Annotated in this window: 22 protein-coding genes; 12 read left to right on the forward strand and 10 right to left on the reverse strand. The window is 69.4% G+C overall.

Features of this window, described 5'->3' with window-relative positions; genetic code table 11:
• Position 1 precedes the first annotated feature (1 nt).
• Positions 2–373 (reverse strand): 30S ribosomal protein S6, encoded by a 372-nt coding sequence (gene rpsF, locus Csp2054_RS04215; RefSeq protein ID WP_058724526.1) that lies wholly within the window; start codon positions 371–373, stop codon positions 2–4.
• Between the two features lie 260 nt (positions 374–633).
• Positions 634–2,061 carry a CCA tRNA nucleotidyltransferase gene (locus Csp2054_RS04220; RefSeq protein WP_096898253.1) on the reverse strand — a complete coding sequence of 476 codons (1,428 nt, stop codon included), beginning with the start codon at positions 2,059–2,061 and terminating at the stop codon, positions 634–636.
• Positions 2,062–2,188: 127 nt separating this feature from the next.
• Here Csp2054_RS04220 and Csp2054_RS18475 point away from each other — a divergent pair, with 127 nt between their 5' ends.
• From Csp2054_RS18475 to Csp2054_RS04250, 6 genes are all read left to right on the forward strand, one after another.
• A complete protein-coding gene (locus Csp2054_RS18475) occupies positions 2,189–6,442 on the forward strand; it encodes a DUF6049 family protein (protein ID WP_255252607.1) in 4,254 nt (1,417 codons plus the stop codon).
• Positions 6,443–6,514: 72 nt separating this feature from the next.
• Positions 6,515–7,513: a thioredoxin-disulfide reductase gene (gene trxB, locus Csp2054_RS04230; RefSeq protein WP_096898067.1), complete on the forward strand. Its 999-nt coding sequence runs from the start codon at positions 6,515–6,517 to the stop codon at positions 7,511–7,513.
• Positions 7,514–7,648: 135 nt separating this feature from the next.
• Positions 7,649–7,975, forward strand: coding sequence for a thioredoxin (trxA, locus tag Csp2054_RS04235; protein ID WP_022832611.1), 327 nt, complete (start codon positions 7,649–7,651; stop codon positions 7,973–7,975).
• Between the two features lie 170 nt (positions 7,976–8,145).
• Positions 8,146–9,450: a PLP-dependent aminotransferase family protein gene (locus Csp2054_RS04240; RefSeq protein ID WP_096898068.1), complete on the forward strand. Its 1,305-nt coding sequence runs from the start codon at positions 8,146–8,148 to the stop codon at positions 9,448–9,450.
• A gap of 40 nt (positions 9,451–9,490) precedes the next feature.
• Entirely contained in the window at positions 9,491–10,453 is a 963-nt protein-coding gene (locus Csp2054_RS04245) for a D-alanine--D-alanine ligase (protein WP_096898069.1), read from the forward strand.
• Positions 10,454–10,640: 187 nt separating this feature from the next.
• A complete protein-coding gene (locus tag Csp2054_RS04250) occupies positions 10,641–11,096 on the forward strand; it encodes a YdcF family protein (protein ID WP_255252618.1) in 456 nt (151 codons plus the stop codon).
• Between the two features lie 140 nt (positions 11,097–11,236).
• Here Csp2054_RS04250 and Csp2054_RS04255 read toward each other — a convergent pair whose 3' ends face one another.
• From Csp2054_RS04255 to rpmH, 8 genes are all read right to left on the reverse strand, one after another.
• A complete protein-coding gene (locus tag Csp2054_RS04255) occupies positions 11,237–12,202 on the reverse strand; it encodes a ParB/RepB/Spo0J family partition protein (protein ID WP_096898071.1) in 966 nt (321 codons plus the stop codon).
• On the reverse strand, positions 12,202–13,119 hold the full coding sequence (locus Csp2054_RS04260) for a ParA family protein (RefSeq protein WP_096898072.1): 918 nt from the start codon (positions 13,117–13,119) through the stop codon (positions 12,202–12,204). Before Csp2054_RS04260 ends, Csp2054_RS04255 begins: the two co-directional genes overlap by 1 nt.
• A 35-nt stretch (positions 13,120–13,154) precedes the next feature.
• Positions 13,155–13,799 (reverse strand): 16S rRNA (guanine(527)-N(7))-methyltransferase RsmG, encoded by a 645-nt coding sequence (gene rsmG / locus Csp2054_RS04265; RefSeq protein ID WP_096898073.1) that lies wholly within the window; start codon positions 13,797–13,799, stop codon positions 13,155–13,157.
• Positions 13,796–14,308 carry a protein jag gene (locus tag Csp2054_RS04270; protein WP_096898074.1) on the reverse strand — a complete coding sequence of 171 codons (513 nt, stop codon included), beginning with the start codon at positions 14,306–14,308 and terminating at the stop codon, positions 13,796–13,798. Before Csp2054_RS04270 ends, rsmG begins: the two co-directional genes overlap by 4 nt.
• A complete protein-coding gene (yidC, locus tag Csp2054_RS04275) occupies positions 14,309–15,280 on the reverse strand; it encodes a membrane protein insertase YidC (protein ID WP_096898075.1) in 972 nt (323 codons plus the stop codon).
• A gap of 9 nt (positions 15,281–15,289) precedes the next feature.
• A complete protein-coding gene (gene yidD / locus Csp2054_RS04280) occupies positions 15,290–15,679 on the reverse strand; it encodes a membrane protein insertion efficiency factor YidD (RefSeq protein ID WP_096898076.1) in 390 nt (129 codons plus the stop codon).
• Entirely contained in the window at positions 15,676–16,023 is a 348-nt protein-coding gene (rnpA, locus tag Csp2054_RS04285) for a ribonuclease P protein component (RefSeq protein WP_096898077.1), read from the reverse strand. The genes yidD and rnpA overlap by 4 nt, the downstream gene beginning before the upstream one ends.
• A 76-nt stretch (positions 16,024–16,099) precedes the next feature.
• Complete coding sequence (gene rpmH / locus Csp2054_RS04290) at positions 16,100–16,237, reverse strand: 50S ribosomal protein L34 (protein ID WP_058724833.1); 138 nt, start codon at positions 16,235–16,237, stop codon at positions 16,100–16,102.
• Between the two features lie 535 nt (positions 16,238–16,772).
• Here rpmH and dnaA point away from each other — a divergent pair.
• The 6 genes from dnaA (at position 16,773) to gyrB (ending at position 24,735) form a co-directional block, all read left to right on the forward strand.
• Positions 16,773–18,239 carry a chromosomal replication initiator protein DnaA gene (gene dnaA, locus Csp2054_RS04295; RefSeq protein WP_096898078.1) on the forward strand — a complete coding sequence of 489 codons (1,467 nt, stop codon included), beginning with the start codon at positions 16,773–16,775 and terminating at the stop codon, positions 18,237–18,239.
• Between the two features lie 530 nt (positions 18,240–18,769).
• Positions 18,770–19,915, forward strand: a complete 1,146-nt coding sequence (gene dnaN, locus Csp2054_RS04300) for a DNA polymerase III subunit beta (protein WP_096898079.1) — start codon at positions 18,770–18,772, stop codon at positions 19,913–19,915.
• 71 nt (positions 19,916–19,986) lie between these two features.
• Positions 19,987–20,874 carry a phosphogluconate dehydrogenase (NAD(+)-dependent, decarboxylating) gene (gnd, locus tag Csp2054_RS04305; protein WP_096898080.1) on the forward strand — a complete coding sequence of 296 codons (888 nt, stop codon included), beginning with the start codon at positions 19,987–19,989 and terminating at the stop codon, positions 20,872–20,874.
• A gap of 33 nt (positions 20,875–20,907) precedes the next feature.
• Complete coding sequence (gene recF / locus Csp2054_RS04310; RefSeq protein WP_096898081.1) at positions 20,908–22,125, forward strand: DNA replication/repair protein RecF; 1,218 nt, start codon at positions 20,908–20,910, stop codon at positions 22,123–22,125.
• Positions 22,125–22,625: a DUF721 domain-containing protein gene (locus tag Csp2054_RS04315; RefSeq protein ID WP_096898082.1), complete on the forward strand. Its 501-nt coding sequence runs from the start codon at positions 22,125–22,127 to the stop codon at positions 22,623–22,625. The genes recF and Csp2054_RS04315 overlap by 1 nt, the downstream gene beginning before the upstream one ends.
• A gap of 133 nt (positions 22,626–22,758) precedes the next feature.
• Positions 22,759–24,735 (forward strand): DNA topoisomerase (ATP-hydrolyzing) subunit B, encoded by a 1,977-nt coding sequence (gene gyrB / locus Csp2054_RS04320; protein WP_096898083.1) that lies wholly within the window; start codon positions 22,759–22,761, stop codon positions 24,733–24,735.
• Positions 24,736–24,830: the final 95 nt, after the last annotated feature.

Here is a 24,830-nt window from a genome sequence, read left to right on the forward strand (position 1 = left end):
CTTACTCGGCGCTCGCGGTCGCGTTCGCGGCCTTGCGGGCCGCGCGGGCCTCGTCGCGCTGCTTCTGGGCGGCGACCTGGGCGATCGCCTCCTCGGCGCGGAGGACCTTCGTGCGGAGGACGGCCTCGGAGAGACCGAGCTGACGGTCGAGCTCCTTGGCGGCCTCGGGGGAGGACGTGAAGTCCACGACGGCGTAGATGCCCTCGGACTTCTTCGCGATCTCGTAGGCGAGACGACGACGGCCCCAGACGTCCACGTTGTCGACGGTCCCACCGTCGTTGCGGATCACGGCGAGGAACTTGTCCAGGCTGGGAGCGACGGTGCGCTCGTCGATCTCGGGGTCGAGGATCGCCATCAGTTCGTACTGGTGCATGCGGAACCCACCTCCTTTGGTCTCGGCGGCTCCGGGCGGTTCCCGGAGCAGGAGGGTTGATGCATGTGTCAGCGCGCAGACGCGCGGAGACAACCTGAGTAGCCTACCGGACCGCCTGGAGGCGCGCCACCCGCCTGTGGAAGCCGCTGCGGTCCTCTCCCCACCGGCACGGCACCCGGGGTGCGGAACCAGGTTCCGGACACGGAACCGCGCTTTTCCGGGGTTCTGTGTCCGAAACCTGGTTTCGGGTGTTCCGACGCTCAGTCGCGCGCCGCCCACCAAGCACGCAGTCGCGCCTCGGCCTCGTCGGGACCGAGCGGCCCCTCGTCCATCCGGGTCTCGAGCAGGAAGCGGTAGGCCTCGCCGACGGCCCGACCGGGAGCGATGTCGAGGATGCGCATGATGTCGTCGCCGGTGAGGTCGGGACGGATCGAGTCGAGTTCCTCTTGTTCGGCGAGCGTGGCGATGCGGTCCTCGAGGTCGTCGTACGCGAACCCGAGCCGGTCGGCCTTGCGCCGGTTCCGCGTGGTGACGTCCGAGCGGGTGAGCATGTGCAGGCGCTCGAGCTGCGGCCCCGCGTCCCGCACGTACCGTCGGACGGCCGAGTCGGTCCACGCACCGTCCGTGTACCCGAAGAAGCGCAGGTGGAGCTCGATGAGCCGGGCGACCGCGGCGATCGTGTCGTTGTCGAACCGCAGCGCTCGGAGCCGCTTCTTCGCGAGCTTCGCACCGACGAGGTCGTGGTGGTGGAAGCTGACGGCCCCGCCGGGCTCGAGCTTCCGGGTCGCGGGCTTGCCGATGTCGTGCAGGAGCGCGGCCAGCCGGAGCACGGTGTCCGGTGCCTCGCCGGGGTGGCGCTCGGCCTCGTACCCGATCGCCTGCGTCAGCACCGTGAGCGAGTGCTCGTAGACGTCCTTGTGGTGGTGGTGCTCGTCGATCTCGAGCCGCATCGCCGGCAGCTCGGGCAGGAACCGCTCGGCGAGACCGGTGTCCACGAGGAGTCGCAGTCCGGGGACGGGGTCGGCGGTGCCCAGGAGCTTGACGAACTCGTCCCGGACCCGCTCGGCGGACACGATCTCGAGGGAGTCCGCCAGCTCGGTCATGGCGTCCCGCACGTCGTCGGACACCGTGAACCCGAGCTGCGACGTGAACCGCGCGGCCCGCATCATCCGCAGCGGGTCGTCCCGGAACGACACCGTCGCCTGCTGCGGGGTGCGCAGCCGCCCGGCGAGCAGGTCCTCGACCCCGCCGTGCACGTCGACGAGCTCACGCTGGGGGAGCCGGAGCGCCATCGCGTTCACCGTGAAGTCCCGCCGCAGCAGGTCGTCCTGGATCGTCTCGCCGAACGCGACCTCGGGCTTCCGGGTCTCGCCGTCGTAGACGTCGCTGCGGTACGTCGTGATCTCGACCTGCTCGTCGCGCACGCGGGCGGCGATGGTGCCGAACTGCCGACCGACGTCCCAGGTCGCGCCGGCGATCGGCTCGACGATGCGGAGGACCTCGTCGGGGGTGGCGTCGGTCGTGAAGTCGAGGTCGGTCACCGGCCGCCCGAGGAAGGCGTCGCGCACCGGCCCGCCGACGAGGGCGAGCTCGTGTCCGGCGTCGGCGAACGCCCGTGCGAGGGTGGCCACGGGGAGGGTTTCGGCGAGTGCGTCGAGTCGCTCGACGGCCTGGGCAACGGACTGCATGACGGACCAATCCTCCCAGATCGTGCCCACGAGTTCTCCACACCCTGCGCGCGCACGGGCGGTGTTCATGGACGGGCCTCATACACTCGTGACCGGTCCGGGTCGATCCGCCGGACCCACCTTCCGCATGCAGCTCTTCCGCACCTCGCTCGCCGTCGCCGCGTCGGCCCTCGTCGCCCTCGGCCTCGTCACCGCGCCCTCGACCGCGACCCCGGCGGAGGCGGTCACGACGTCCACCGTCCGGACCGCGACCGCCGACCCGTCCGGGTCGGCGGAGGGGAAGACGAGCGTCACGGTCGCACCCGCCGACCGCGGGGTGGTCCGCCGGGGCGAGGAGCTCGAGCTCTCGGTGACGGTGACGAACGACACCGACCAGGCGCTGCCCGCCGGCACCGCCGAGCTCGACATCTTCCGCTCCGTGAGCTCGCGCGACCTGCTCGCCGACTGGCTCAGCGACACCAGCACGACCGGTTACCCCGGCGCCCCGATGGACTCGGTCGACGTCCCGGCCGTCCCCGCGCACCGTTCGGTCACGCTCGGGTCCATCAAGATCGTCGCCGGGAACGTCGGGCTCGGCGGGTACTCCTCGTTCGGTGCCCGACGCATCGCGGCCGTGTACACCGCCGGCGACACCACGGCGATCGGTCGTTCGGCGATCACCTGGTACCCGGACTTCGAGCAGACCCCGGTCGGCGTCTCCGTCGCGATGCCGATCACGGTGCCGCAGACCGCCTCCGGGTTCCTCCCCGCCAACGAGCTCGCCGCCGCCACCGCCGTCGACGGCACCCTGACGCAGCAGCTCGACGCCGCCGAGGGCCACAACGTCGCCGTGGCGATCGACCCGCGCATCATCGCCTCCATCCGGGTGCTCGGGCAGAACGCGCCCTCGACCGCGCTCGCCTGGCTGCAGCGACTCGAGTCGATCCGGAACGAGACCTTCGCGCTCCCGTGGGCCGACGCCGACGTCACGGGCCTGCGGCAGGCCGGGTCGGACGGCATCCTCGGGCCGATCTCCCTCGACCAGCAGGTCGACCCGGACGACTTCCCCGGCGCCTCCACGCCGAGCCCGAGCCCGACGTCGTCCGCCACCGGGACGCCCACGAGCGGCGCCACGACGGCCCCGGACGCCACGCCGACCGACACGGCGACCGGACCCACCGACGGAGCCACGGGCGGCACGGACGGCACGGGTTCGACGACCGACCCGGACAGCACCGACGTCCTGCCGACCACCGCGTCGCTCCTCGACTTCGACTACTCGATGGACGCCGTCGCCTGGCCCGTCGAGGGCACGGTGAACCAGGGCGACCTGCCCGCCCTCACCAAGGCCGGCACGAAGACGACGATCATCGCCAGCGGCAACACCTCGGCGGGCGCCGACACGACCATCTCGGCGTCCGAGAAGATCGGCGACGCCCACGTCCTCGTCGCGGACCAGGCGATGTCCTCCCTGCTCCGTCGTGCCGCCACGGCGACCGACCAGCGCACCTGGGACACCGCGATGTCCGACCTCACCGCGACGCTCGCGACCGCGGCCCGCGCGGGGACGGCGGCGAACCCGGTGCTGCTGACCCTCGGCCGCGAGTGGCCGTCGGACTCCTCGCGGCTCGCCGACGCCCTCGACGCCCTCGAGCAGACCCCGTGGGTCGCCCCGACCGACCTGTCCTCCACCGCGTCGGCGACCGCCGGGTCGCTCACGCTGCGGAACTCGTCCGACGGCGACGAGCGCATCGACCGGCTGGAGCGGCTCGTCGACGGCGAGCAGTCCCTCGCGTCCTTCGCCACGGCGCTCGACACCCCGACCGCGGTGACCGCGCCGGCCCGCCTGCAGCTCCTCGCGCTGGCCTCCAACGCGTGGCGCGGCAGCGACGACGCCCTCGACCAGGCGATCACGAACCGGGTCGCCCGGTGGTCGAGGGAGACCCAGCAGGTCGGCATCGTCGACTCCAGCAGCCTGACCCTGCTCGGCGACCGGTCGTCCCTGCCGATCTCGATCCGGAACGAGTCGCAGTACCCGGTCACCGTGCGCCTCAGCGTGCAGCCCTCGAACTCGGCGCTCCGCGTCGTGCGGAACGACATCGAGGTGAAGGTCCAGAAGGAGTCGTCGACCCGGACCACCGTGCCCGTGCAGTCCGTCGCGAACGGCAAGGTCACACTCACGATGACCCTGACGAGCCCGACCGGCGAGCGGATCGCCGCCCCGGCGACCGTCGAACTGAACGTGCAGGCCCAGTGGGAGACGGTCATCACCGCCGCCGCGGCCGTCGCGTTGATCGCGATCTTCGGTTTCGGTATCTTCCGCAGCATCCGCAAGCGGGCCCGCCGCCGCCGGGGCGAGATCGACGACGACGAGGACCCGAACCGCCCGCTGGACGTCCAGCCCGACCGGCCGGTAGGCACGGGAGACCCCGCCTCGCCGGCTGCGGTGCCGCAGCCGGCCGGGTCCGCACCGCGGACGGACGCGCTCGGGAGCGCCGTCGCGCACCGCGCGGCCGGCGCCCCGACCGTCGCCCGGCCGGAGCCGTCCGACCAGGCCGTCGCGCTCGACCAGGCCCCCGCGCTCGACCAGACCGCCGCGGGCGACCAGGCCGCTCCGCGCGACCACGGCGACCGCTCCGGTGACGCAAGCCACCGCGGCGGGGACGAGCCGCGCCTCCCGGCCGGCGTGACGGACGACGGGAACGTCGTGGACGAGGAGTCGACCATCAGCACCAACCAGGCCGAGCCCGTGGTCGATGCCCAGCCCGTCGCAGAGCGCAGCCTCGGCCGCGCGAGCGCCATGCTCGCCGCGGGGACCATGGTCTCCCGGGTCCTCGGCTTCGCGAAGACGATCATCCTGGCCTACGCGATCGGGCAGCAGGGCTCCGTCGCGGCCGACGCCTTCGCCGTGTCGAACCAGCTGCCGAACAACATCTACGCGCTCATCGCCGGCGGCCTGCTCTCCGCCGTGCTGATCCCGCAGATCGTCCGGTCGATGCAGCAGCACACCGACGGCGGGACGGCGTACGTCAACAAGATCGTCACGCTCGGCGGGTCGCTGTTCGTGGTCATCACGGTCATCGCCACCGTGCTCGCCCCGGTCCTCGTCCGGCTGTACAGCACGCAGGCGGGCGACGGCTCGAAGGGCTTCAGCCCGGCCCAGACCGACCTCGCGGTGGCGTTCGCGTTCTGGTGCCTGCCGCAGATCCTCTTCTACGCGATGTACTCGCTCCTCGGCGAGGTCCTCAACGCCAAGCAGGTGTTCGGCCCGTTCACGTGGGCTCCGCTCATCAACAACGTGATCGCGGTCGCCGGGCTCATCGTGTTCATGGCCCTGTTCGGCGACCGCTCGGTGAACGCCGGACTCGACGACTGGACGCCGGCGAAGATCGCTGTGCTCGCCGGCAGCGCCTCGTTCGGTGTGGTCGCGCAGGCGGCGTTCCTGCCGTTCTTCTGGCGCCGCGCCGGCCTGACCTTCCGTCCCGACTTCCGGTGGCGCGGAGTGGGGCTCAAGGCGACCGGGACCGCAGCCGGGTGGCTGTTCGCGATGATCCTCGTCACGCAGCTCGCCGGGCTCGTGCAGTCGCGGGTGTCCTCGCTCGGCACCGGGGCCGCGGGCAACGCGGTGCTCCAGAACGCCTGGCTGCTCTTCATGCTGCCGCACTCGATCATCACGGTGTCGATCGCGACGGCGTACTTCACCCGGATGAGCCACGACGCCGAACGCGGGGACCTCGACGCCGTCCGAAGGAACCTGTCGCTCAGCCTGCGGATCGTCGGACTCTTCACGGTGTTCGCGTCCGTGGCGCTCATGGTCGTGTCGGTGCCGTTCGGCCGGATCTTCGCGAGCACGTTCGACGGAGCGCTGTCGATCGGCGCCGTGCTGCTGGCCTACATGCCCGGCCTGGTGCTGTTCAGCATGCTCTTCATCATCCAGCGCGTGTTCTGGGCCCTGCACGACCACCGGACGCCGTTCCTCATGCAGTGCGTGCAGTCGGCGCTGTTCGTCATCGGGGCCCTCGCGGTGTCGCTGCTGCCGGGTGAGGCCATCGGGTTCGCGATCGCGGCCTGCACGACGCTCGCGGGGTCCACGCAGACCGTCGTCGCGCTCGTGCTCGTGTCGCGTCGCCTGCGGGGGATGGAGGGGCCGAACGTGCTCCGCTCGCACCTGCAGTTCATCGTGGCCGCCGTCGTCGCCGGGGTCGTCGGCCTGGGCGTCGTCTGGTTCTTCGGGGCGTTCACGCCGAGCGGGTTCGCCATGGCCGACGCGACGGGCGCCGTGCTGACGATCCTGCTCACCGGTGCCGTCATGGCGCTCGTGTACTTCGGGGTCCTGGCGCTCGCCCGCAACCAGGAGATCCGCGGCGCCGTGGACATCGTGCGGGCCCGCCTCGGTCGGTGACCAGCCCGCGTGGAATGCCGCGCCGGTAGCATGTGTTGACCCGGTCAGCACTCAACGGAAGGGCAGCGAGGCATGCGCCAGCTCATCATCATCGGTTCCGGCCCGGCCGGGTTCACCGCCGGCATCTACGCCGCGCGGGCGGAACTCAAGCCCCTGATCGTCGCGTCGAGCGTCGAGACGGGCGGCGAGCTCACCAAGACCACCGAGGTCGAGAACTTCCCCGGCTTCCCGGAGGGCATCCAGGGCCCCGACCTGATGATCAAGATGCAGGAACAGGCCGAGAAGTTCGGCGCCGAGGTCCTGTACGACGACGCCGTGTCCGTCGACCTCACCGGTCAGGTGAAGAAGGTCACGGTCGGTTCGGGTGAGACCTACGAGGCCCTCGCCGTCATCTACGCGACCGGTTCGGCGTACCGCCACCTCGGTCTCGCCGACGAAGAGCGGCTCTCCGGCCACGGCGTCAGCTGGTGCGCGACCTGCGACGGCTTCTTCTTCCGCCAGAAGAACATCGCCGTCGTCGGCGGCGGCGACTCCGCGATGGAGGAGGCCACCTTCCTCACCCGCTTCGCCGACAAGGTGACGGTCATCCACCGCAAGGACTCGCTGCGTGCGTCGAAGATCATGCAGGACCGGGCGTTCAACGACCCGAAGATCGAGTTCGCGTGGAACAAGGAGGTCACCGGCATCGACGGCGACTCCTCCGTCACGGGCGTCCAGCTGCGTGACACCGTCACCGGCGAGACCTCGTCGCTCGAGCTCGACGGCCTGTTCATCGCCATCGGCAACGACCCGCGCACGCACCTGATCCACGGCCAGATCGACATCGCCCCGGAGGGCACGATCGCCGTCCAGGGGCGCTCGTCGAAGACCAACCTTCCCGGCGTCTTCGCCGCGGGTGACGTCATCGACCCGACCTACCGCCAGGCGATCACGGCAGCCGGCTCCGGCACCGTCGCCGCGCTCGACGCGGAGAAGTACCTCGCCGAGCTCGACGACGCGCTGACCGACCAGGCCGAGGGCGTCTCGCTCGACGGTCCGGCCACGATCGACGTCGAGGCCGCGCGCGCCTGACCCCGACGACGACCTGACGCCGACGACGACCGGGCGGCCAGCGATCGACCGGCCGCCGGGAATGTCACGACGCGTCAGCCGTTGTACCCACCGAACGACTTCTCGGCTGCGACCGGGATCCACGAAGGAGCACACATGTCCAACGCCAAGGCAGTCACCGACGCCACCTTCTCGGACGAGGTCCTGAAGTCCGACAAGACGATCCTCGTCGACTTCTGGGCCGAGTGGTGCGGTCCGTGTCGCGCGGTCTCGCCGATCCTCGACCAGATCGCTGCGGAGCACGCCGACAAGATCGAGATCGTCAAGCTCAACGTCGACGACAACCCGCAGTCGGCCATGAACTACCAGATCACGTCGATCCCGGCGATGAAGGTGTTCAAGGGCGGCGAGGTCGTCAAGACCGTCATCGGCGCCAAGCCGAAGCCCGCGCTCGAGGCCGACCTGGCCGAGTTCCTCGCGTAGGTCGATCCGTAGAACGCCCCGTCCCCTCGTGGGGGCGGGGCGTTCGTGTGTCCCTGGACGATGGGTGGTGCGTTCTCTCACCCCGGGAGCCACCCGTCGGCGATCGGACCCCGGGTTTCCCCAGCACATGTCGTAGTGTGGCGGGAATGTCCCACTGAACGGAGCACTCGATGACGAACGGCAACAGCCTCGACCCCTGGTACGACTCCTACGCCCAGCGCACCGCCGGGCTGAGCGCCTCCGAGGTCCGAGCCCTGTTCGCCGTCGCGTCGCGGCCCGAGGTGGTCTCGCTCGCCGGCGGCATGCCGTACGTGTCCGCGCTGCCGCGGGAGCTCGTCACGGGCTCGCTCGACCGGGTGATGGCCGAGGACGCGGCGATGGCGCTGCAGTACGGCGGCGGGCAGGGCCTGCGGTCGCTCCGTGAGCACATCGTCGACGTGATGAGCCTCGAGGGCATCCGCGCCAGCGCCGAGGACGTCGTCGTCACGACCGGTTCGCAGCACGCCCTCGACCTCGTGACGCGCCTGTTCATCGACCTGGGTGACGTCGTCCTCGCCGAGTCGCCGTCCTACGTCGGTGCGATCGGGGTGTTCCGCTCGTACCAGGCCGACACCGTGCACGTCACCACCGACGAGCACGGACTCGTGCCGGAGGCCCTGCGCGAGACCATCGCGAACCTCCGCACCCAGGGCAAGCGGATCAAGTTCCTCTACACGATCCCGAACTTCCACAACCCGGCCGGCGTCACCATGAGCCGGGAGCGTCGCATCGAGGTCCTCGACATCTGCCGCTCGAACGGCATCCTCGTGCTCGAGGACAACCCGTACGGTCTGCTCTGGTTCGACGAGCCGGCGCCGCAGGCGATCCGCTCCATCGACGAGGAGGGCGTGGTCTACCTCGGCTCGTTCTCGAAGACCCTCGCGCCGGGGTTCCGCGTCGGCTGGGCCCTTGCTCCCCACGCGATCCGCGAGAAGCTCGTGCTCGCGAACGAGTCCGCGGTCCTCGCGCCGAACTCGTTCGGTCAGTACGTCGTGAACGCCTACCTGGACGCCGCAGACTGGAAGGGACAGGTCGACACCTTCCGGGGCCTCTACGCGGAGCGCAGGGACGCGATGCTGGCCGCTCTGGGGGAGTTCCTGCCAGACCTCACCTGGACCCGCCCGAACGGCGGCTTCTTCGTCTGGCTCACCCTCCCGGAGTCGCTCGACTCGAAGGGGATGCTCCCGCGCGCCGTCAAGGAACTCGTCGCCTACACGCCGGGCACCGCCTTCTACGCCGACGGCCGGGGTGGCGGCAACATCCGGCTGTCGTTCTGCTACCCGACCCCCGAGCAGATCCGCGTCGGCGTCAAGCGGCTCGCGACCGTCGTGAACGACGAGCTCGAGCTGCTCGAGACGTTCGGCCCGGCCACCCGCCCGAACACCGTGGTGCGGGACAGCCGATCGGTCATGGCTCCGCCGCCGAACGTCTCCTGATCAGCACTTTCCACGTTCACGCTCCCGGAGGTCCCCTCGCATGGCCGCGCTCAGCCATCGTCACGTCGTCGTCGTCGCGGGGGGCATCTCCCACGAGCGCGACATCTCACTCCGCTCGGGGCGCCGCGTCGCCGACTCGCTCACCGGGTACGGATGGCAGGTCGACCTGCGCGACGCTGGTGCGTCCCTCCTGCCCGCGCTGACCGAGTCCCGCCCCGACGTCGTGTGGCCGGCGCTGCACGGAGCCTCCGGCGAGGACGGCGCGCTGCGCGGCATCCTGGAGGCACTGGACATCCCGTTCGTCGGCTCACGATCCACGTCGGCCCGGTTGGCATGGGACAAGCCCACGGCGTCCGCGCTCGTCGCGCGCGCAGACGTCCGGACCCCGCGGTCGATCACCCTGTCGCACGACGTCTTCCGTGAGCTCGGTGCCGTGGGCGTCCTCGCCGCGATCGCCACTGAGCACCCGGTGCCGCTCGCGGTCAAGCCGGCCCGTGGCGGAAGCGCCCAGGGCGTCACCTTGGTCGACGACGTGGACGACCTGCCGCGCGCGATGGTGGCTGCCTACACCTACTGCGACGACGTCGTCGTGGAGCAGTTCATCCGGGGGACCGAGGTCGCCGTCGGGATCATCGACACCGGCGACGGTCCCGTGCCCCTGGCTGCGGTGGAGATCGTGCCGCGGGCGGGCGTGTACGGCTTCGAGGCCCGCTACAACGCGGGGGAGACGACCTTCTACACCCCCGCACGACTCAGCTCGGCGCACGCAGAGGCAGTGGCCTCCGCCGCAGTGTCGGCTCACCGGGCCCTCGGGCTGCGCCACCTGTCGCGCGTGGACCTCATCGTCGACGGTGCTGGAACCCCGTGGTTCCTCGAGGCCAACGTCCTTCCCGGCCTGACCGAGACCTCGCTCGTTCCGCAGGCCCTCAGCGCATCCGGGTTCGATCTCGGCTGGACGTACGCGGAGCTGGCCGAGCAGGCCATCCGCGATCACGCATCCTGACCCGGTGCGATCGAGCCACTCGCGCGGACTCCGTGGCGGTGTTCCACGTGGAACATCTGCCGTCGCGCTGATCCTCGCCTCGGTTGCCGCCGCACTCTGCATCGCTTCTGACGCTCTGCATGCACGCGCATCGCGCCGCGGAACCACCGGAACGTTCCCGAAGCCGGGTCAGAGTGGTGCAGTGGTGGTGCTCGGCTTCGCCAACGTTGGACCTCGGCCCAACATGGTCAACCGCTGGCGGGCACGGGTCGCCGTTCGCTGTGCCTCGGTTGGCCCTGCGACGACGATCATCTGCTCCGGGGGCGCGGTCCGCGGTCCTGTGCCCGAAGCGGTCCTTCTCCGGGACCACATCCGGCACGACCTCGGATGGTCCGGTCGGATACTCCTGGACACGACGAGCCGATCGACGTGGGAGAACGTCGCGAACACCGCACCTCTTGTGTCCAACGCGGACTGGATCGTCTTCGCGTCGGGCAGCTTGCACGCGGAGAAGGCACGAGTGTACCTCCGAGACCAACGCCCCGACCTCGCGGAGCGCCTGGTCCGTGGCCGGGACCACCGCTGGTGTGAGATGCTCCTCGTCAAGCCGCTGTTCGCTGCCGTCGGCGTCTGGAAGCTGCGGCACCTGCGGCGTTCCACGTGAAACACCGGCTCGCCACTCGCTACGAGTGAGCGTTCGCGCGCCCGGTCTCAGCCGCCGAGAGGTTCCACGTGAAACGGTGAATCTGCGCAAACACTCGCGGGCGCTCTCCCCCGCCGCGGTCGTCCGCGGGTCGCAGTCCGTCAGCCAGCGACGTCGCTGATCCCGAGCTCCGCGAGGATGCGGTTCAGGTCCTCGCCGTTCGCGAAGTCGATCGTCACCGAGCTCTTCCGAGCTCCGACGGCGATCTTCACCCGGGTGTTCAGCCGATCGCCGAGACGCTCCGCGAGGTCGTCGAAATGCGCCTGCCGCTTGGTGGGTGCCGGCTTCTGCTTCGGGGGCGTCTTCGCCGCGAGTTGCTGCGCAAGCGCCTCAGCCGTTCGAACGGACAGGTCTTCGTTGACGATCTTCTCGGCGAGGTACTCCATGGCCTCGGCGTCCGGGGCAGCGAGGATTGCCCGGGCGTGCCCAGCGGAGAGCACGCCGGCCGCCACGCGTCGCTGCACGGGGGAGGGGAGGCGGAGCAGCCGGATGGTGTTGGTGATCTGGGGACGGGAGCGCCCGATCCGCTGCGCCAGTTGCTCCTGGGTGATCCCGAAGTCGGCGAGCAGCTGCTGGTAGGCCGAAGCCTCTTCGAGCGGGTTCAACTGCGCTCGGTGCAGGTTCTCCAGCAGCGCGTCCCGGAGCATCGCGTCGTCCGGAGTGTCCTTCACGATCGCCGGGATCGTGCTCAGGCCGAGCTCCTTCGTCGCCCGCAGCCGGCGCTCGCCCATGATCAGCTCGTACTGCGGCTCCGTCCCGCTCGCGCCCGCGATCGGCCGGACGACGATGGGCTGGAGGACACCGATCTCACGGATCGAGTGGACGAGCTCCTGGAGTTCCTCCTCTCGGAACTCCTTCCGGGGCTGCTGGGCATTGGGCACGACGTCGAGCGGGTTGAGGTTCGCCAGACGTGCGCCCGGGACTGCGACCAGGTCTTCGGCCGTCGGAGCCGACGCCGGCGATCCGCCCGTCGGGAAGAACACGTCGACGGGCCGGTCCTGCTGGTCCGTTGCGGTGGGGATGAGGGCGCCGATGCCTCGGCCGAGCCCGGTGCGCTTGGGTGCCATCAGTTCTGTGCTCCTCGTGCTGCGATCTCGGCGGCCGCCTCCAGGTAGGAGAGCGACCCGCTGGAGTTGACGTCGTACGCGACGACGCTCTGCCCGTAGCTCGGCGCTTCGCTGACCCGCACTGACCGAGGGATCATCGCCTGCAGGACCTGGTCGCCGAAGTGCTCCCGGACGTCGGCGGCCACCTGGTTCGCCAGGTTCGTCCGCCCGTCGTACATCGTCAGGAGGATCGTCGACACCCGGAGCTTCGGGTTGAGGTGCCGCTCGATCAGTTCGATGTTCCGCAGCAGCTGGCTGAGTCCCTCGAGCGCGTAGTACTCGCACTGGATCGGGATCAGGACTTCTTGGGCTGCGACGAACGCGTTGATGGTCAAGAGGCCGAGCGACGGCGGGCAGTCGATGAAGACGTAGTGGTACGGCTCGTCGAGCGACTCGAGGTACTGATCGAGCGCGGTCCGGAGCCGTTGCTCACGAGCCACCAGCGACACGAGCTCGATCTCGGCTCCGGCCAGGTGGATCGTCGCCGGGACGCACCACAGGGTGTCCGACTCGGGGGACCGCTGCACGGTGTCGGCGATGGGGGCTTCGTCGACGATCACGTCGTAGATGCTCGCCACCTCGGCCTGGTGGTCGACACCGAGTGCGGTCGACGCGTTGCCCTGGGGATCGAGGTCGATCACGAGGACCCGGGCACCGCCGTGCGCCAGAGCCGCGGCCAGGTTCACGGTCGTCGTGGTCTTCCCGACGCCCCCCTTCTGGTTCGACACCGTCAGGATCCGGGTCGAATCCGGCAGGGGGAACTGCTGCGTCGCGATCGCTCGCCGACGACGATTGAGATCAGCGATCTCCCGAGCGAGCGGCGTCGACGCGTCGTAGTCGGTGGATGAACTCAACGAGTGCCCTCTTCCCCGGTGCAGTGTTTCACGTGGAACGCGGAGCGCTGCTGCCGCCGTCAGTCAACTGTAGCCCGGAACACACGCGTGGTCTCCTCGACCACACCCGTTCCGAGTTCCAGTACCTCGACGTCGGTGAGTCGCTTCCGCAGGATCACCTTGCGTGCCTTCTCGATCTCCTCGTCGACCCGCGCACCCTTCATGAGCACGAGCTGTCCGCCGGAACGAACGAGCGGGACGACCAGGGGGATCAGCTTCGAGAGCGCACTGACCGCGCGGGCAGTCACCTGGTCCACGACGACCTCGTCAGCGACGTCCTCCGCCCGACCGCGGAGCACCGTGACGTTGTCCAGCCCGAGACGTTCGGCCTCGGACGACAGCCAGTCCGTGCGCCGCTCCATCGGCTCGATCAGCGTGAACTGCACGTCCGGCCGAGCGATCGCGAGCACCAAGCCCGGCAGACCAGCACCGGAACCGACGTCGGCGACCCGGCCACGTTCCTCCAGGAGGGGTGCCAACAGCGCAGAATTGAGGATGTGTCGCGTCCAGAGGCGGGGCAGCTCGAGCGGCCCGATCAGGCCGAGCTCCTCCCCACGCCGGGCCAGCTGGTCCGTGAACGAGCGTGCGAGGTCGACACGGTCTCCGAAGAGCGTGACTGCGGCACCCGGCTCGCGTTCGAGCTCGGGTGCGAAGGAGTCGGTCATCGGGTGACGACGGTGTGGCGGTCCCGGCCCTCGCCCTCGGACTCCGAGTGGAAGCCCTTCTCGGCGACGAGGTCGTGCACGAGCTTCCGCTCGTAGGACGACATCGGGGGGAGCGCGGCCGACGACGACCCGCCCTCGATCCGCTCGATCGCGGTGTCGACGAGCCGCTGCAGCTCGGACGCGCGGGCGTCACGCGAGCCACCGACGTCGAGGATCAGACGGCTGAACTCGCCCGTCTCGGCCTGCACCGCGATGCGCGTGAGCTCCTGGAGCGCCGTGACGGTCTCCGGCTTCGCCAGGACCCGCAGCGCGTCGCCGTCGTCCGTGACGGACAGGTAGACCCGGCCACCGCGCTCCTCGATCTCGATGTCACCGTCGAGGTCGCAGATGTCGAGGAGCTCCTCGATGTAGTCGGCGGCGATGTCGGCCTCGTCGCGGCCGTCCTCGGCGTCCTGCTCGATGCTGTCGAGGTCCTCGACCGGGGCGGCCGTGGTGGTGTCGTCCGTCACTTACTTCTTCCCGTTCTTCTTCGCGCGGTTCTTGCCGACCGGCTGCTGGCGCTGCGTGTTCACCCGCACGGGCTCCACCTCGACGGCACCGGCACCGGCACCCGCCTCCGCCAGGACCGGCGTGCCACGGCGCTGTGCGCGCTTGGCGAGACGTGCCTCACGGGCGAGCGCTGCCTCCGACCCCGGGGTCGGCATGCTGCGGATGACGAAGAACTGCTGCGCCATGGTCCAGACGTTCGACGCGAGCCAGTAGAACATGACGCCGAGCGGGAACGACAGACCGGAGATGATGAAGATGAGCGGGAGGATGTAGAGCATCATCCGCTGCTGCCGGTACATCGGAGACTCCTTGGTCTCCGGCGACATGTTCTTGGCGACGAGCTGCAGCTGCGTGATGAACTGCGAGACCGTCATCACGATGATCATGAAGCCCGCGATGACCCGGACCTCCCACCCGGAGGCGTTCGTGAAGGTCTCGTGCAGGGGAGCCCCGAACAGCGACGCGTCGCCGAACGAGCGAGCGAGGTCGTTCGTCAGCAGGCCGATGCCCGTCTTGTTGATCTGTGCCTCGTGCAGCACGGAGTACAGCGAGAAGAAGATCGGCATCTGGATGAGCAGCGGCAGGCAGGAACTCAGCGGGTTGGTCCCGGTCTCCTTGTAGAGCGCCATGGTCTCGCGGCTCATCGCCTCACGCGAGAACTGGTCCTTCTTGCCCTTGTACTTGTCCTGGATCTTCTTCAGCTGCGGGGCGACCTCGAGCATCCGTCGCTGCGACTTGATCTGCCGCACGAAGATGGGGATCAGCGCCGCGCGCACCACGAAGGTCAGGAAGATGATCGACAGCACCCAGGTGATGCCGGCGCCCGGGTCCATGCCCAGCTGCTCGAAGATCCAGTGGAAGCCGACGAGGATGGCCGAGACCACCCACTTGAGCGGCCACAGGATGTTCCCGATCGCGTTGAAGAGTTCCATGGGGAGCGGTCACGCCTTTCGAGTGCGCTGGGGGTGCAGCAGCGGCGGGGTGACCGCGGTCTGCTGGTGCTGCTGGGTGTGGGGGTCGGCCGTGGGGCCGGTGACGAAGCCGAACCGGTTGACGGCGTAGGAACGACGCCGTTCCGGGACGTCGTCGATGCCGCCCGCTGCCCAGGGGTTGCAGCGGACGATGCGCCACGCGCCCATGGCCGAGCCGGCGACGACCCCGTACTGCTGGATCGCCTCCAACGCGTACCGGGAGCACGACGGGTGGTACCGGCAGACGTTGCCGTAGAGCGGGGAGATGACGGCCCGGTAGGCACGCAGCACCAGCACGCACGCGTTGCGCGGGAGCAACGCGACGACCCAGGCGACCCGGGTCAGCGGACTGCGGTTCATGCTGCCTTCTCCACTCCGCGCGCGAACGAGCGCGAAACGTCTTCGAGCAGGGTAGGCCATCCGGCCTGCGCAGCGGCTGGCAGTGCGCGGATCACCACGTCGTGCCCGACCGGCACGTCCACGAGCAGTCCGTGCGCGATCGCCTTGAGCCGGCGGCGCACCAGGTTGCGGGTCACGGCGTTGCCCACGGTCTTCGCGACGATGAACCCGAACCGCGTCGGACCGGTCGCCCCGGGGTGACGGACCACGGATACGACGACGTGCGCCGTGGCGCTCTTGCGTCCACGGCGCACGACGGACCGGTAGTCGTCCCCGCGGACGATCCGGTTGGCGCGGGCCAGCATGCTCGCTACCGGCGAGCAGTCCGCGAGCGGACCGGTCGACGGGAGGTCGGGCGCTGGTCGATCAGGCGCTGCTCGATCAGGCGCTGAGCTCGGTGCGGCCCTTGGCGCGGCGCGCGGCGAGGATGGCGCGGCCGGCACGGGTCCGCATGCGGGCGCGGAAGCCGTGCTTCTTGGCGCGGCGGCGGTTGTTCGGCTGGAAGGTGCGCTTGCTCATGATGATCTCCACGCGGCTGCACCGGTTCCCCGCACGGAGCGGGGCTCGGAGCGAGCCGTCACGTATGTATGTGTGGTGCCGACCGGAGCACCGGCCGACGCGTAACGGGCGCGACCATCCGGCCGCAGTCAACTGGTTAACGGTACGTGACAGCGGCGGGCAGGTCAAACGACGGCCGTCGCGGCGGCGCGCACCACGATTCTCCACATTGGGGAAAACTTCGGTTCGGTGCGACGCGCCGTGGTCCCGTACAGTGGTGTGATCGATCCGTCCGTGGCGCGGTACGACAGGGGAGTACCCCCTCGAGACGTCGCCTGGCGGTCGTGGACAAGGCTGTGGACAACCCTGTGGGCCGAACGGTTCCGCCCGGTGTCCGCTGATCCGGTGCCGACGACGTCGCCGACGCCGTCCACGACCGATCGGAAGCCGGGGGTGCCTCACCGCGCGCGCCCGGCGGACCGGGAGCGGCACCGAACCGGACGAACCACGACCACCACCGGACACGAGCACCAACGAACCTGGAGACGAGCGCGACATGACGATGCCGGCCGACCCCGTCGAGGACCTCTGGTCCTCCGTGCTCGGGATCCTCGCCGAGGACGACCGGATCACGCCGCAGCTGCACGGCTTCCTCAACCTCGTCGAGCCGAAGGGCGTGCTCGCCGGCACCCTCTACCTCGAGGTGCCGAACGACCTCACCCGCGGCATGCTCGAACAGCGCATCCGCATCCCGATCACCGAGGCGATCGGCCGGATCGGTGACGACGCGGTGGCCAACTTCGCGATCACGGTCAACCCGGACATGGCCTCGGAACCGCGCGTCGACACCCCGGCGGCCACGCACGTCCCCGAGTACGCCGAGCCGTCCCAGGCGACCGTCGAGCAGAGCGCCGCGCCCCGCCAGTACATCGAGGCACCGTTCGTCCCGAGCCAGATCGACTCCCCGGGCACCGGCGGCCGCCCCGAGTCCCGGCTCAACCCGAAGTACAACTTCGACAACTTCGTCATCGGCTCCTCGAACCGGTTCGCGCACGCCGCCGCGGTCGCCGTCGCCGAGGCGCCGGCGAAGGCCTACAACCCGCTCTTCATCTACGGCGACTCCGGCCTCGGCAAGACCCACCTCCTGCACGCGATCGGCCACTACGCCGAGAGCCTCTACCCGGGGATCCGGGTGCGGTACGTGTCCAGCGAGGAGTTCACGAACGACTTCATCAACTCGATCGCGAACAACCGCTCGAACCAGTTCCAGCAGCGGTACCGCGACATCGACATCCTGCTGATCGACGACATCCAGTTCCTCCAGGGCAAGGACTCCACGCAGGAGGCCTTCTTCCACACGTTCAACACCCTCCACGACCACAACAAGCAGGTCGTGATCACGTCGGACGTCGCACCCAAGCACCTCACCGGGTTCGAGGACCGGATGCGGTCGCGGTTCGAGTGGGGCCTGATCACCGACGTGCAGGCGCCGGACCTCGAGACCCGCATCGCGATCCTCCGCAAGAAGGCGCAGTCCGACCACCTGCAGGTGCCCGACGACATCCTCGAGTTCATGGCGTCGAAGGTGTCGAGCAACATCCGGGAGCTCGAGGGGACGCTCATCCGCGTCACCGCGTTCGCGAGCCTGAACCGGACGGCCGTCGACATGACGCTCGTGCAGACCGTGCTCAAGGACCTCATCACGCTCGACGACGACAACGTGATCGCGCCGACGGACATCATCAACCACACCGCGGAGTACTTCAAGCTCTCCGTGGACGACCTCTACGGGTCGTCGCGGTCGCAGGCGATCGCCACCGCGCGGCAGATCGCGATGTACCTCTGCCGCGAGATGACGAGCCTGTCGCTGCCGAAGATCGGGCAGCTGTTCGGCAACCGCGACCACACGACGGTCATGTACGCGAACAAGAAGATCACGGAGCTGATGAAGGAGCGTCGGTCGATCTACAACCAGGTCACCGAACTCACCAGCCGGATCAAGCAGGACCGCCGCTACCGCTGACCGCGTGGCTCGCGTCGACGACGCGACCGGACGACGGACGGGAGGAACGGTGCGGGCGCACGCCGTGCCTCCCGTCCGTCTTTCGTCGCGTCAGCGACATCCCGCATGCACGCGACTCGCCTCCTGATCAGTGTGAACACCGACATGTCCACCATCTGAGACGGTTCCAGGCGGCGAGATTCCCACAGTGTGGAAAGCCTGTGGATAACTGTGGATGACACGCGGTGGCGTTGTTCACAGATCTGACCCCACCTGTGGAGACTGGGGATGGAAGTGGATAGATGACGTTTGCTCATCCAGATGCCGTCAACACACGACTCACAACTCACAGCTGTGTAGTTCCCTGTGGACAAGCGGGATGCGGCGAGTTGTCCACACTGTGCACAGGCGTTAACACCATTGATCCTGGTTAACGATCCATCTCCGCGGGACAACCTTGTGGACGGCGGGATGACAAGAATCCGGGCTCCGCTGGGCTGTGCCACAATGGGGCGGCCGGACAGTCCAACCGATCGACAGGGGTCCCAGCTGTGAAGTTCGAGGTCAACCGGGACGTCTTCTCCGAAGCCGTCTCCTTCGCGGTGAAGCTCCTCCCACAGCGCACGACCCTCCCGATCCTGTCCGGCGTCCTGATCCACGCAGAGGGCGATCGCCTCACCTTGTCGTCCTTCGACTACGAGGTCTCGGCGCAGACCTCGATCACGGCGCAGATCGACGACCCCGGCACCGTCCTGGTCTCCGGACGCCTGCTCAACGACATCGCGAGCCGGCTCCCGAACGCCCCCGTCACGTTCACGACCGAGGACGCGAAGATCTCGGTCACCTGCGGTTCGGCGCACTTCACGCTGCTGTCGATGCCCGTCGAGGAGTACCCGACGCTGCCCGAGATCGGACCGCAGACCGGGGTCATCCCGGGCGACGCGTTCTCCGAGGCGGTGTCCCAGGTCGCCGTCGCCGCCAGCCGTGACGACGTCACCCCGGTCATCACCGGCGTGCAGCTCGAGGTCGGCGACAACGACCTGTCCCTGATCGCGACGGACCGCTACCGCGTGGCGGTCCGGACGATCGCGTGGGACTCCGGTCGTGTCGGCTCGGAGCCGCTCCACGCCCTCGTCCCGGCCCGGACCCTGCAGGAGGTCGGCCGGACGTTCGGATCCGCGTCCACGGTGTCCGTCTCGATCAGCGGCACCTCGGACCGTGAGCTCATCGCGTTCCACGCCGACGACAAGACCGTGACGTCCCTGCTCATCAAGGGCAACTACCCGCCGGTCCGCCGGCTCTTCCCCGAGACCGTCGACGACCACGCCGTGATCAACACCGCGGAACTGGTCGAGGCCGTCCGACGGGTCTCCCTCGTCCTGGAGCGCGAAGCGGCGCTCCGGTTCTCCTTCTCGGTCGACGGGCTCACGCTCGAGGCGATCGGGTCCGAACAAGCGCAGGCGTCAGAGTCGATCGATGCGTTGCTGACCGGAGAGGAAACGGTGGTCTCGCTGAAGCCCGCCTTCCTCCTGGACGGGTTGAACGCGGTGCACTCCGAGTTCGTCCGCATCTCCTTCACCAAGACGGAGAACCCGAACAAGCCCGGTCCGGTGCTGCTCACCGGCCAGACTTCGCAGGAAGCCCCTGCCACGGACGGATACCGGTACCTGCTGCAGCCCAATCTCCTGCTGCGGTAAGCGCAACAGCCGACCACTGCGCTGACGCCCTGTCCCCTGCGCCAGCGCGACGACGAACAGAAGAGGAAATCATGCACATCGGTCTCGTTGGCCTCGGTCGCATGGGCAACAACATGCGTGCCCGTCTCCGCAACGCCGGCATCGAGGTGACCGGCTTCGACGCCAACCCCGAGGTCTCGGACGTCGCGAGCATCGCCGACCTCGCGGCCGCGCTGCCCGAGGGCAAGAAGCTCGTGTGGGTCATGGTCCCGCACGGCAAGATCACCGACGACGTCATCACGCAGCTCGCGGACGTCCTGGGCGAGGGCGACCTCGTCATCGACGGCGGCAACTCGAAGTGGCTCGACGACGAGGTGCACGCCGAGCAGCTCGACGCGAAGGGCATCCGCTACGTCGACGCCGGTGTCTCCGGTGGCGTCTGGGGCAAGGACAACGGCTACGGCCTCATGGTCGGCGGCGCCCCCGAGGACGTCGAGTTCGCCATGCCGGTCTTCGACGCGCTCCGTCCCGAGGGCCCGCGCGAAGAGGGCTTCTCGCACGCCGGCGGCGTCGGCGCGGGCCACTACGCGAAGATGGTCCACAACGGCATCGAGTACGCGATCATGCAGGCGTACGGCGAGGGCTACGAGCTCCTCGAGGCCAAGGACATCGTCCACGACGTCCCCGCCGTGTTCGCCGGTTGGCAGCGCGGCACCGTGGTGCGTTCCTGGCTGCTCGACCTCCTCGTGCTCGCGATCAACGAGGACCCGAAGCTCGACGAGCTCGAGGGCTACGTCGACGACTCCGGCGAGGGCCGTTGGACCCTGGAAGAGGCGATCGAGCTCGCCGTGCCGATGCCCGCGCTCTCAGCCGCGATGTTCGCGCGCTTCGTCTCGCGTCAGGGCAGCCAGTCCCCGACGATGAAGGCCGTCGCGGCGCTCCGCAACCAGTTCGGCGGCCACGCCGTCAAGAAGGCGTAGTTCAGGTAACCACCTGAGCTCGTCTCGGCCCGCGTGCACGTCGACCACCTGCAACTCACCGACTTCCGGAACTACCGGGAGGCGGAGGTCGACCTCGCACGCGGGCCGAACCTGTTCGTGGGCCGCAACGGTCAGGGCAAGACGAACCTCGTCGAGGCGATCGGCTACCTGTCCACCCTCGGCTCGCACCGGGTCCCCACCGACGCGGCACTCGTCCGGCAGGGCCGCGACGCGGCGATCGTCCGCGCCCGGCTCGCCCACGAGGACCGCAGCATCCTCGCCGAGGTGCAGATCAACCGCTCGGGGTCGAACCGGGCGCAGGTGAACCGCGCGGCGATCAAGCCCCGCGAGCTCCCGCGCTACTGCACGAGTGTGCTGTTCGCCCCGGAGGACCTCGCGCTCGTCCGCGGGGAGCCCGCCGGCCGCCGCCGCATGCTCGACGAGCTCCTCGGTCAGATCGCCCCGCGCATGCAGGGGGTCCTCGCCGACTACGACCGGACGCTCCGGCAGCGCAACACCCTGCTCAAGTCGGCACGGGCGACGGGCTCGAAGGCCGGATCGCTCTCCACGCTCGACGTCTGGGACGACCGGCTCGTGGCGTTCGGCGCCGAGATCATCGCCGCGCGGGACCACCTGACCCGACGGCTCGCACCCTTCGTCACCGAGGCGTACGCCACGGTCGCCGGCGAGCGGCACGAGGCGACGATCACGGGCGTGCTCAGCGTCCGGGGCGGGGACCCCGAGGACGCGGCCGCGACGGACCCCGTGCTCGGGACGCCCGACGAGCCGGTGTCGGTCGCCGCGGCGGCCGAGGCGTTCCGGAGCGCGCTCGAGCGCCGCCGTCGGGACGAGCTCGACCGAGGACTCACCCTGGTCGGTCCGCACCGCGACGATGTGCTGTTCCAGCTGAACGGGTTACCCGCGCGCGGCTACGCCAGTCACGGGGAGTCCTGGTCGTTCGCGCTGGCCGTCCAGCTCGCGAGCGCCGCGGTGCTCCGGGCGGAGTCGACCCTCGGTGACCCGATCATCATCCTCGACGACGTCTTCGCCGAACTCGACGAGTCCCGACGGGAGCGCCTGGCGAACGCGGTCGCGGACTACGAGCAGGTCCTCATCACCGCGGCCGTGTTCGGGGACGTGCCGGAGCAGCTCGCGGCGCACACCGTCCACATCGAGGCCGGCACGATCGTGCGTGCCGACGTCGACGCCTCGTCCACCGCGGCCGACCACCCGGCGGGAGCCGACGCCTGATGCCGAAGCCCTGGCGGCCGGCCGAACCGGCGCGGTACTACCGGCACCTCAAGGCCGTGTTCGGCGACCCGTCGCTCCGGACCGTCGACGCCCGTCGTCGTCGTGCCCGGGAGGTCGACGCCGACTCGGTGCCGTACGGGCGTGGCCGCGAGCCGAAGGGCCTCGGCGACGTGGTCGGTTCCCTGGCGAACGAGCTCGGCTGGGTGGAGCCCCTCGCGCGGTCCGAGCTGTTCGTCGACTGGCCCGGTGTGGTCGGCGCGGAGCTCGCGAAGCACTCCCACCCCGTCACCATCGACGACGGCGCGCTCGTCATCCGCTGCGACTCGACGGCGTGGGCGACGCAGCTCCGGCTCATGCGCGCGACCATCACCACGACCATCGCCGAACGGCACCCGCAGGCCGGGGTCGAGTCGATCCGGGTTTCCGGGCCCGACGCCCCCACGTGGAAACGCGGTCCCAGGACGGTCCAGGGGCGCGGTCCTCGCGACACCTACGGTTGACCCGGCAATTTCATCCTGGCGGGCGAAAAAAGGCCCGTCAGCGCCCGGATTCCGCCTCGTTCACCCTGCCGAGGCGGTAGACTGGCTGGTGCAGTGCGCGGGTGTTCCGTGCGCAGGCAGGAGCTCTCTCGACATGACATCAGGATCTGACGACGCACAGAAGAACGAACCGTCCTACGGTGCAGACCAGATCCAGGTGCTGGAGGGCCTCGAGGCCGTCCGCAAGCGCCCGGGCATGTACATCGGCTCGACGGGTCCGCGCGGTCTCCACCACCTGGTCTACGAGATCGTCGACAACTCCGTCGACGAAGCCCTCGCCGGCTACTGCGACACCATCTCGATCACCATCCGGGAGGACGGCGGCATCCGCGTCGTCGACAACGGCCGCGGGATCCCCGTCAGCACCCACCCGACCGAGGGCGTCTCCACGCTGCAGGTCGTCCTGACCGTGCTGCACGCCGGCGGCAAGTTCGGCGGTGGGGGCTACGCGGTGTCCGGCGGTCTGCACGGCGTCGGCTCGTCGGTCGTGAACGCGCTGAGCACCGAGCTCGACGTCGAGGTCGCGCGCGACGGACACGTCTACCGCCAGAGCTACACCGACGGTGTCCCCGTCGCCCCGGTCGCCGAGGGTGAGGAAACGGACCGCACCGGCACCACGATCACCTTCTGGCCGAACGACGAGATCTTCGAGACCGTCGAGTTCGACTACGAGACCCTGCGCACCCGCTTCCAGCAGACGGCGTTCCTCAACAAGGGCCTGAAGATCGAGCTGCGCGACGAGCGCACCCCGGACGAGGGCGAAGAAGCCCGCAAGGACACCTTCCACTACGAGCGCGGGCTCATCGACTACGTCGAGTACCTCAACGCGCAGAAGAAGGCGGACAAGGTCCACGACGACGTCATCTCGATCGAGTCCGAGGACACCGAGCGCCACATCGCGCTCGAGATCGCGATGCAGTGGAACACCTCGTACCAGGAGAGCGTCCACACCTTCGCGAACACGATCAACACGCACGAGGGCGGGACCCACGAGGAGGGCTTCCGTGCCGCGTTGACGTACCTGGTCAACAAGTACGCCCGCGACAACAAGATCATCAAGGAGAAGGACGACAACCTCACGGGTGACGACATCCGCGAGGGCCTGACCGCCGTCATCTCCATCAAGCTCGGCGAACCGCAGTTCGAGGGCCAGACGAAGACCAAGCTCGGCAACACCGAGGCCAAGGGCTTCGTGCAGAAGGTCGTCGGCAGCGAACTCGCCGACTGGTTCGACCGCAACCCGAGCCAGGCGCGCGACGTCATCCGCAAGGCCATCCAGGCGTCGCAGGCCCGTCTCGCCGCCCGCAAGGCCCGCGAGACCACCCGCCGCAAGGGACTCCTGGAGTCCGGCGGCATGCCCGGCAAGCTCAAGGACTGCCAGTCGAAGGACCCGACGATCTCCGAGATCTTCATGGTCGAGGGTGACTCCGCCGGCGGCTCGGCCGTGCAGGGCCGCAACCCGCTCACGCAGGCGATCCTCCCGCTGCGCGGCAAGATCCTGAACGTCGAGAAGGCCCGGCTCGACCGTGCCCTCGCCAACCAGGAGATCCAGTCGATGATCACGGCGTTCGGTGCCGGCATCGGCGAGGACTTCGACCCGGAGAAGGCGCGGTACCACAAGATCGTGCTGATGGCCGACGCCGACGTCGACGGGCAGCACATCACGACGCTGCTGCTCACCCTGCTCTTCCGCTACATGCGACCGCTCATCGAGCGCGGGTACGTGTACCTCGCCCAGCCGCCGCTGTACCGCCTGAAGTGGTCCAACGCCGCGCACGAGTACGTGTTCTCCGACCGGGAGCGCGACGCGCTGCTCCAGGCGGGCCTCGCGTCCGGCAAGCGGATCCCGAAGGACAACGGGATCCAGCGCTACAAGGGCCTCGGCGAGATGGACTACAAGGAGCTGTGGGACACCACGATGAACCCGGACACCCGGACGCTCCTGCAGGTGACCCTCGAGGACGCCGCCGCCGTCGACAGCGTCTTCGCGACGCTGATGGGCGAGGACGTCGACGCGCGTCGGCAGTTCATCCAGCAGAACGCCAAGGACGTCAGGTTCCTCGACATCTGACCGACGGACCGGAGGCGCGGCACCGGCCGCGTCGACGGTCCCGACCCCCTGTGGTCGTGCCCGGCGCGACCGACGGAACCCCTGCCTCCAGGCAG

The organism is Curtobacterium sp. 'Ferrero' (assembly GCF_002412165.1).
GTDB lineage: Bacteria > Actinomycetota > Actinomycetes > Actinomycetales > Microbacteriaceae > Curtobacterium.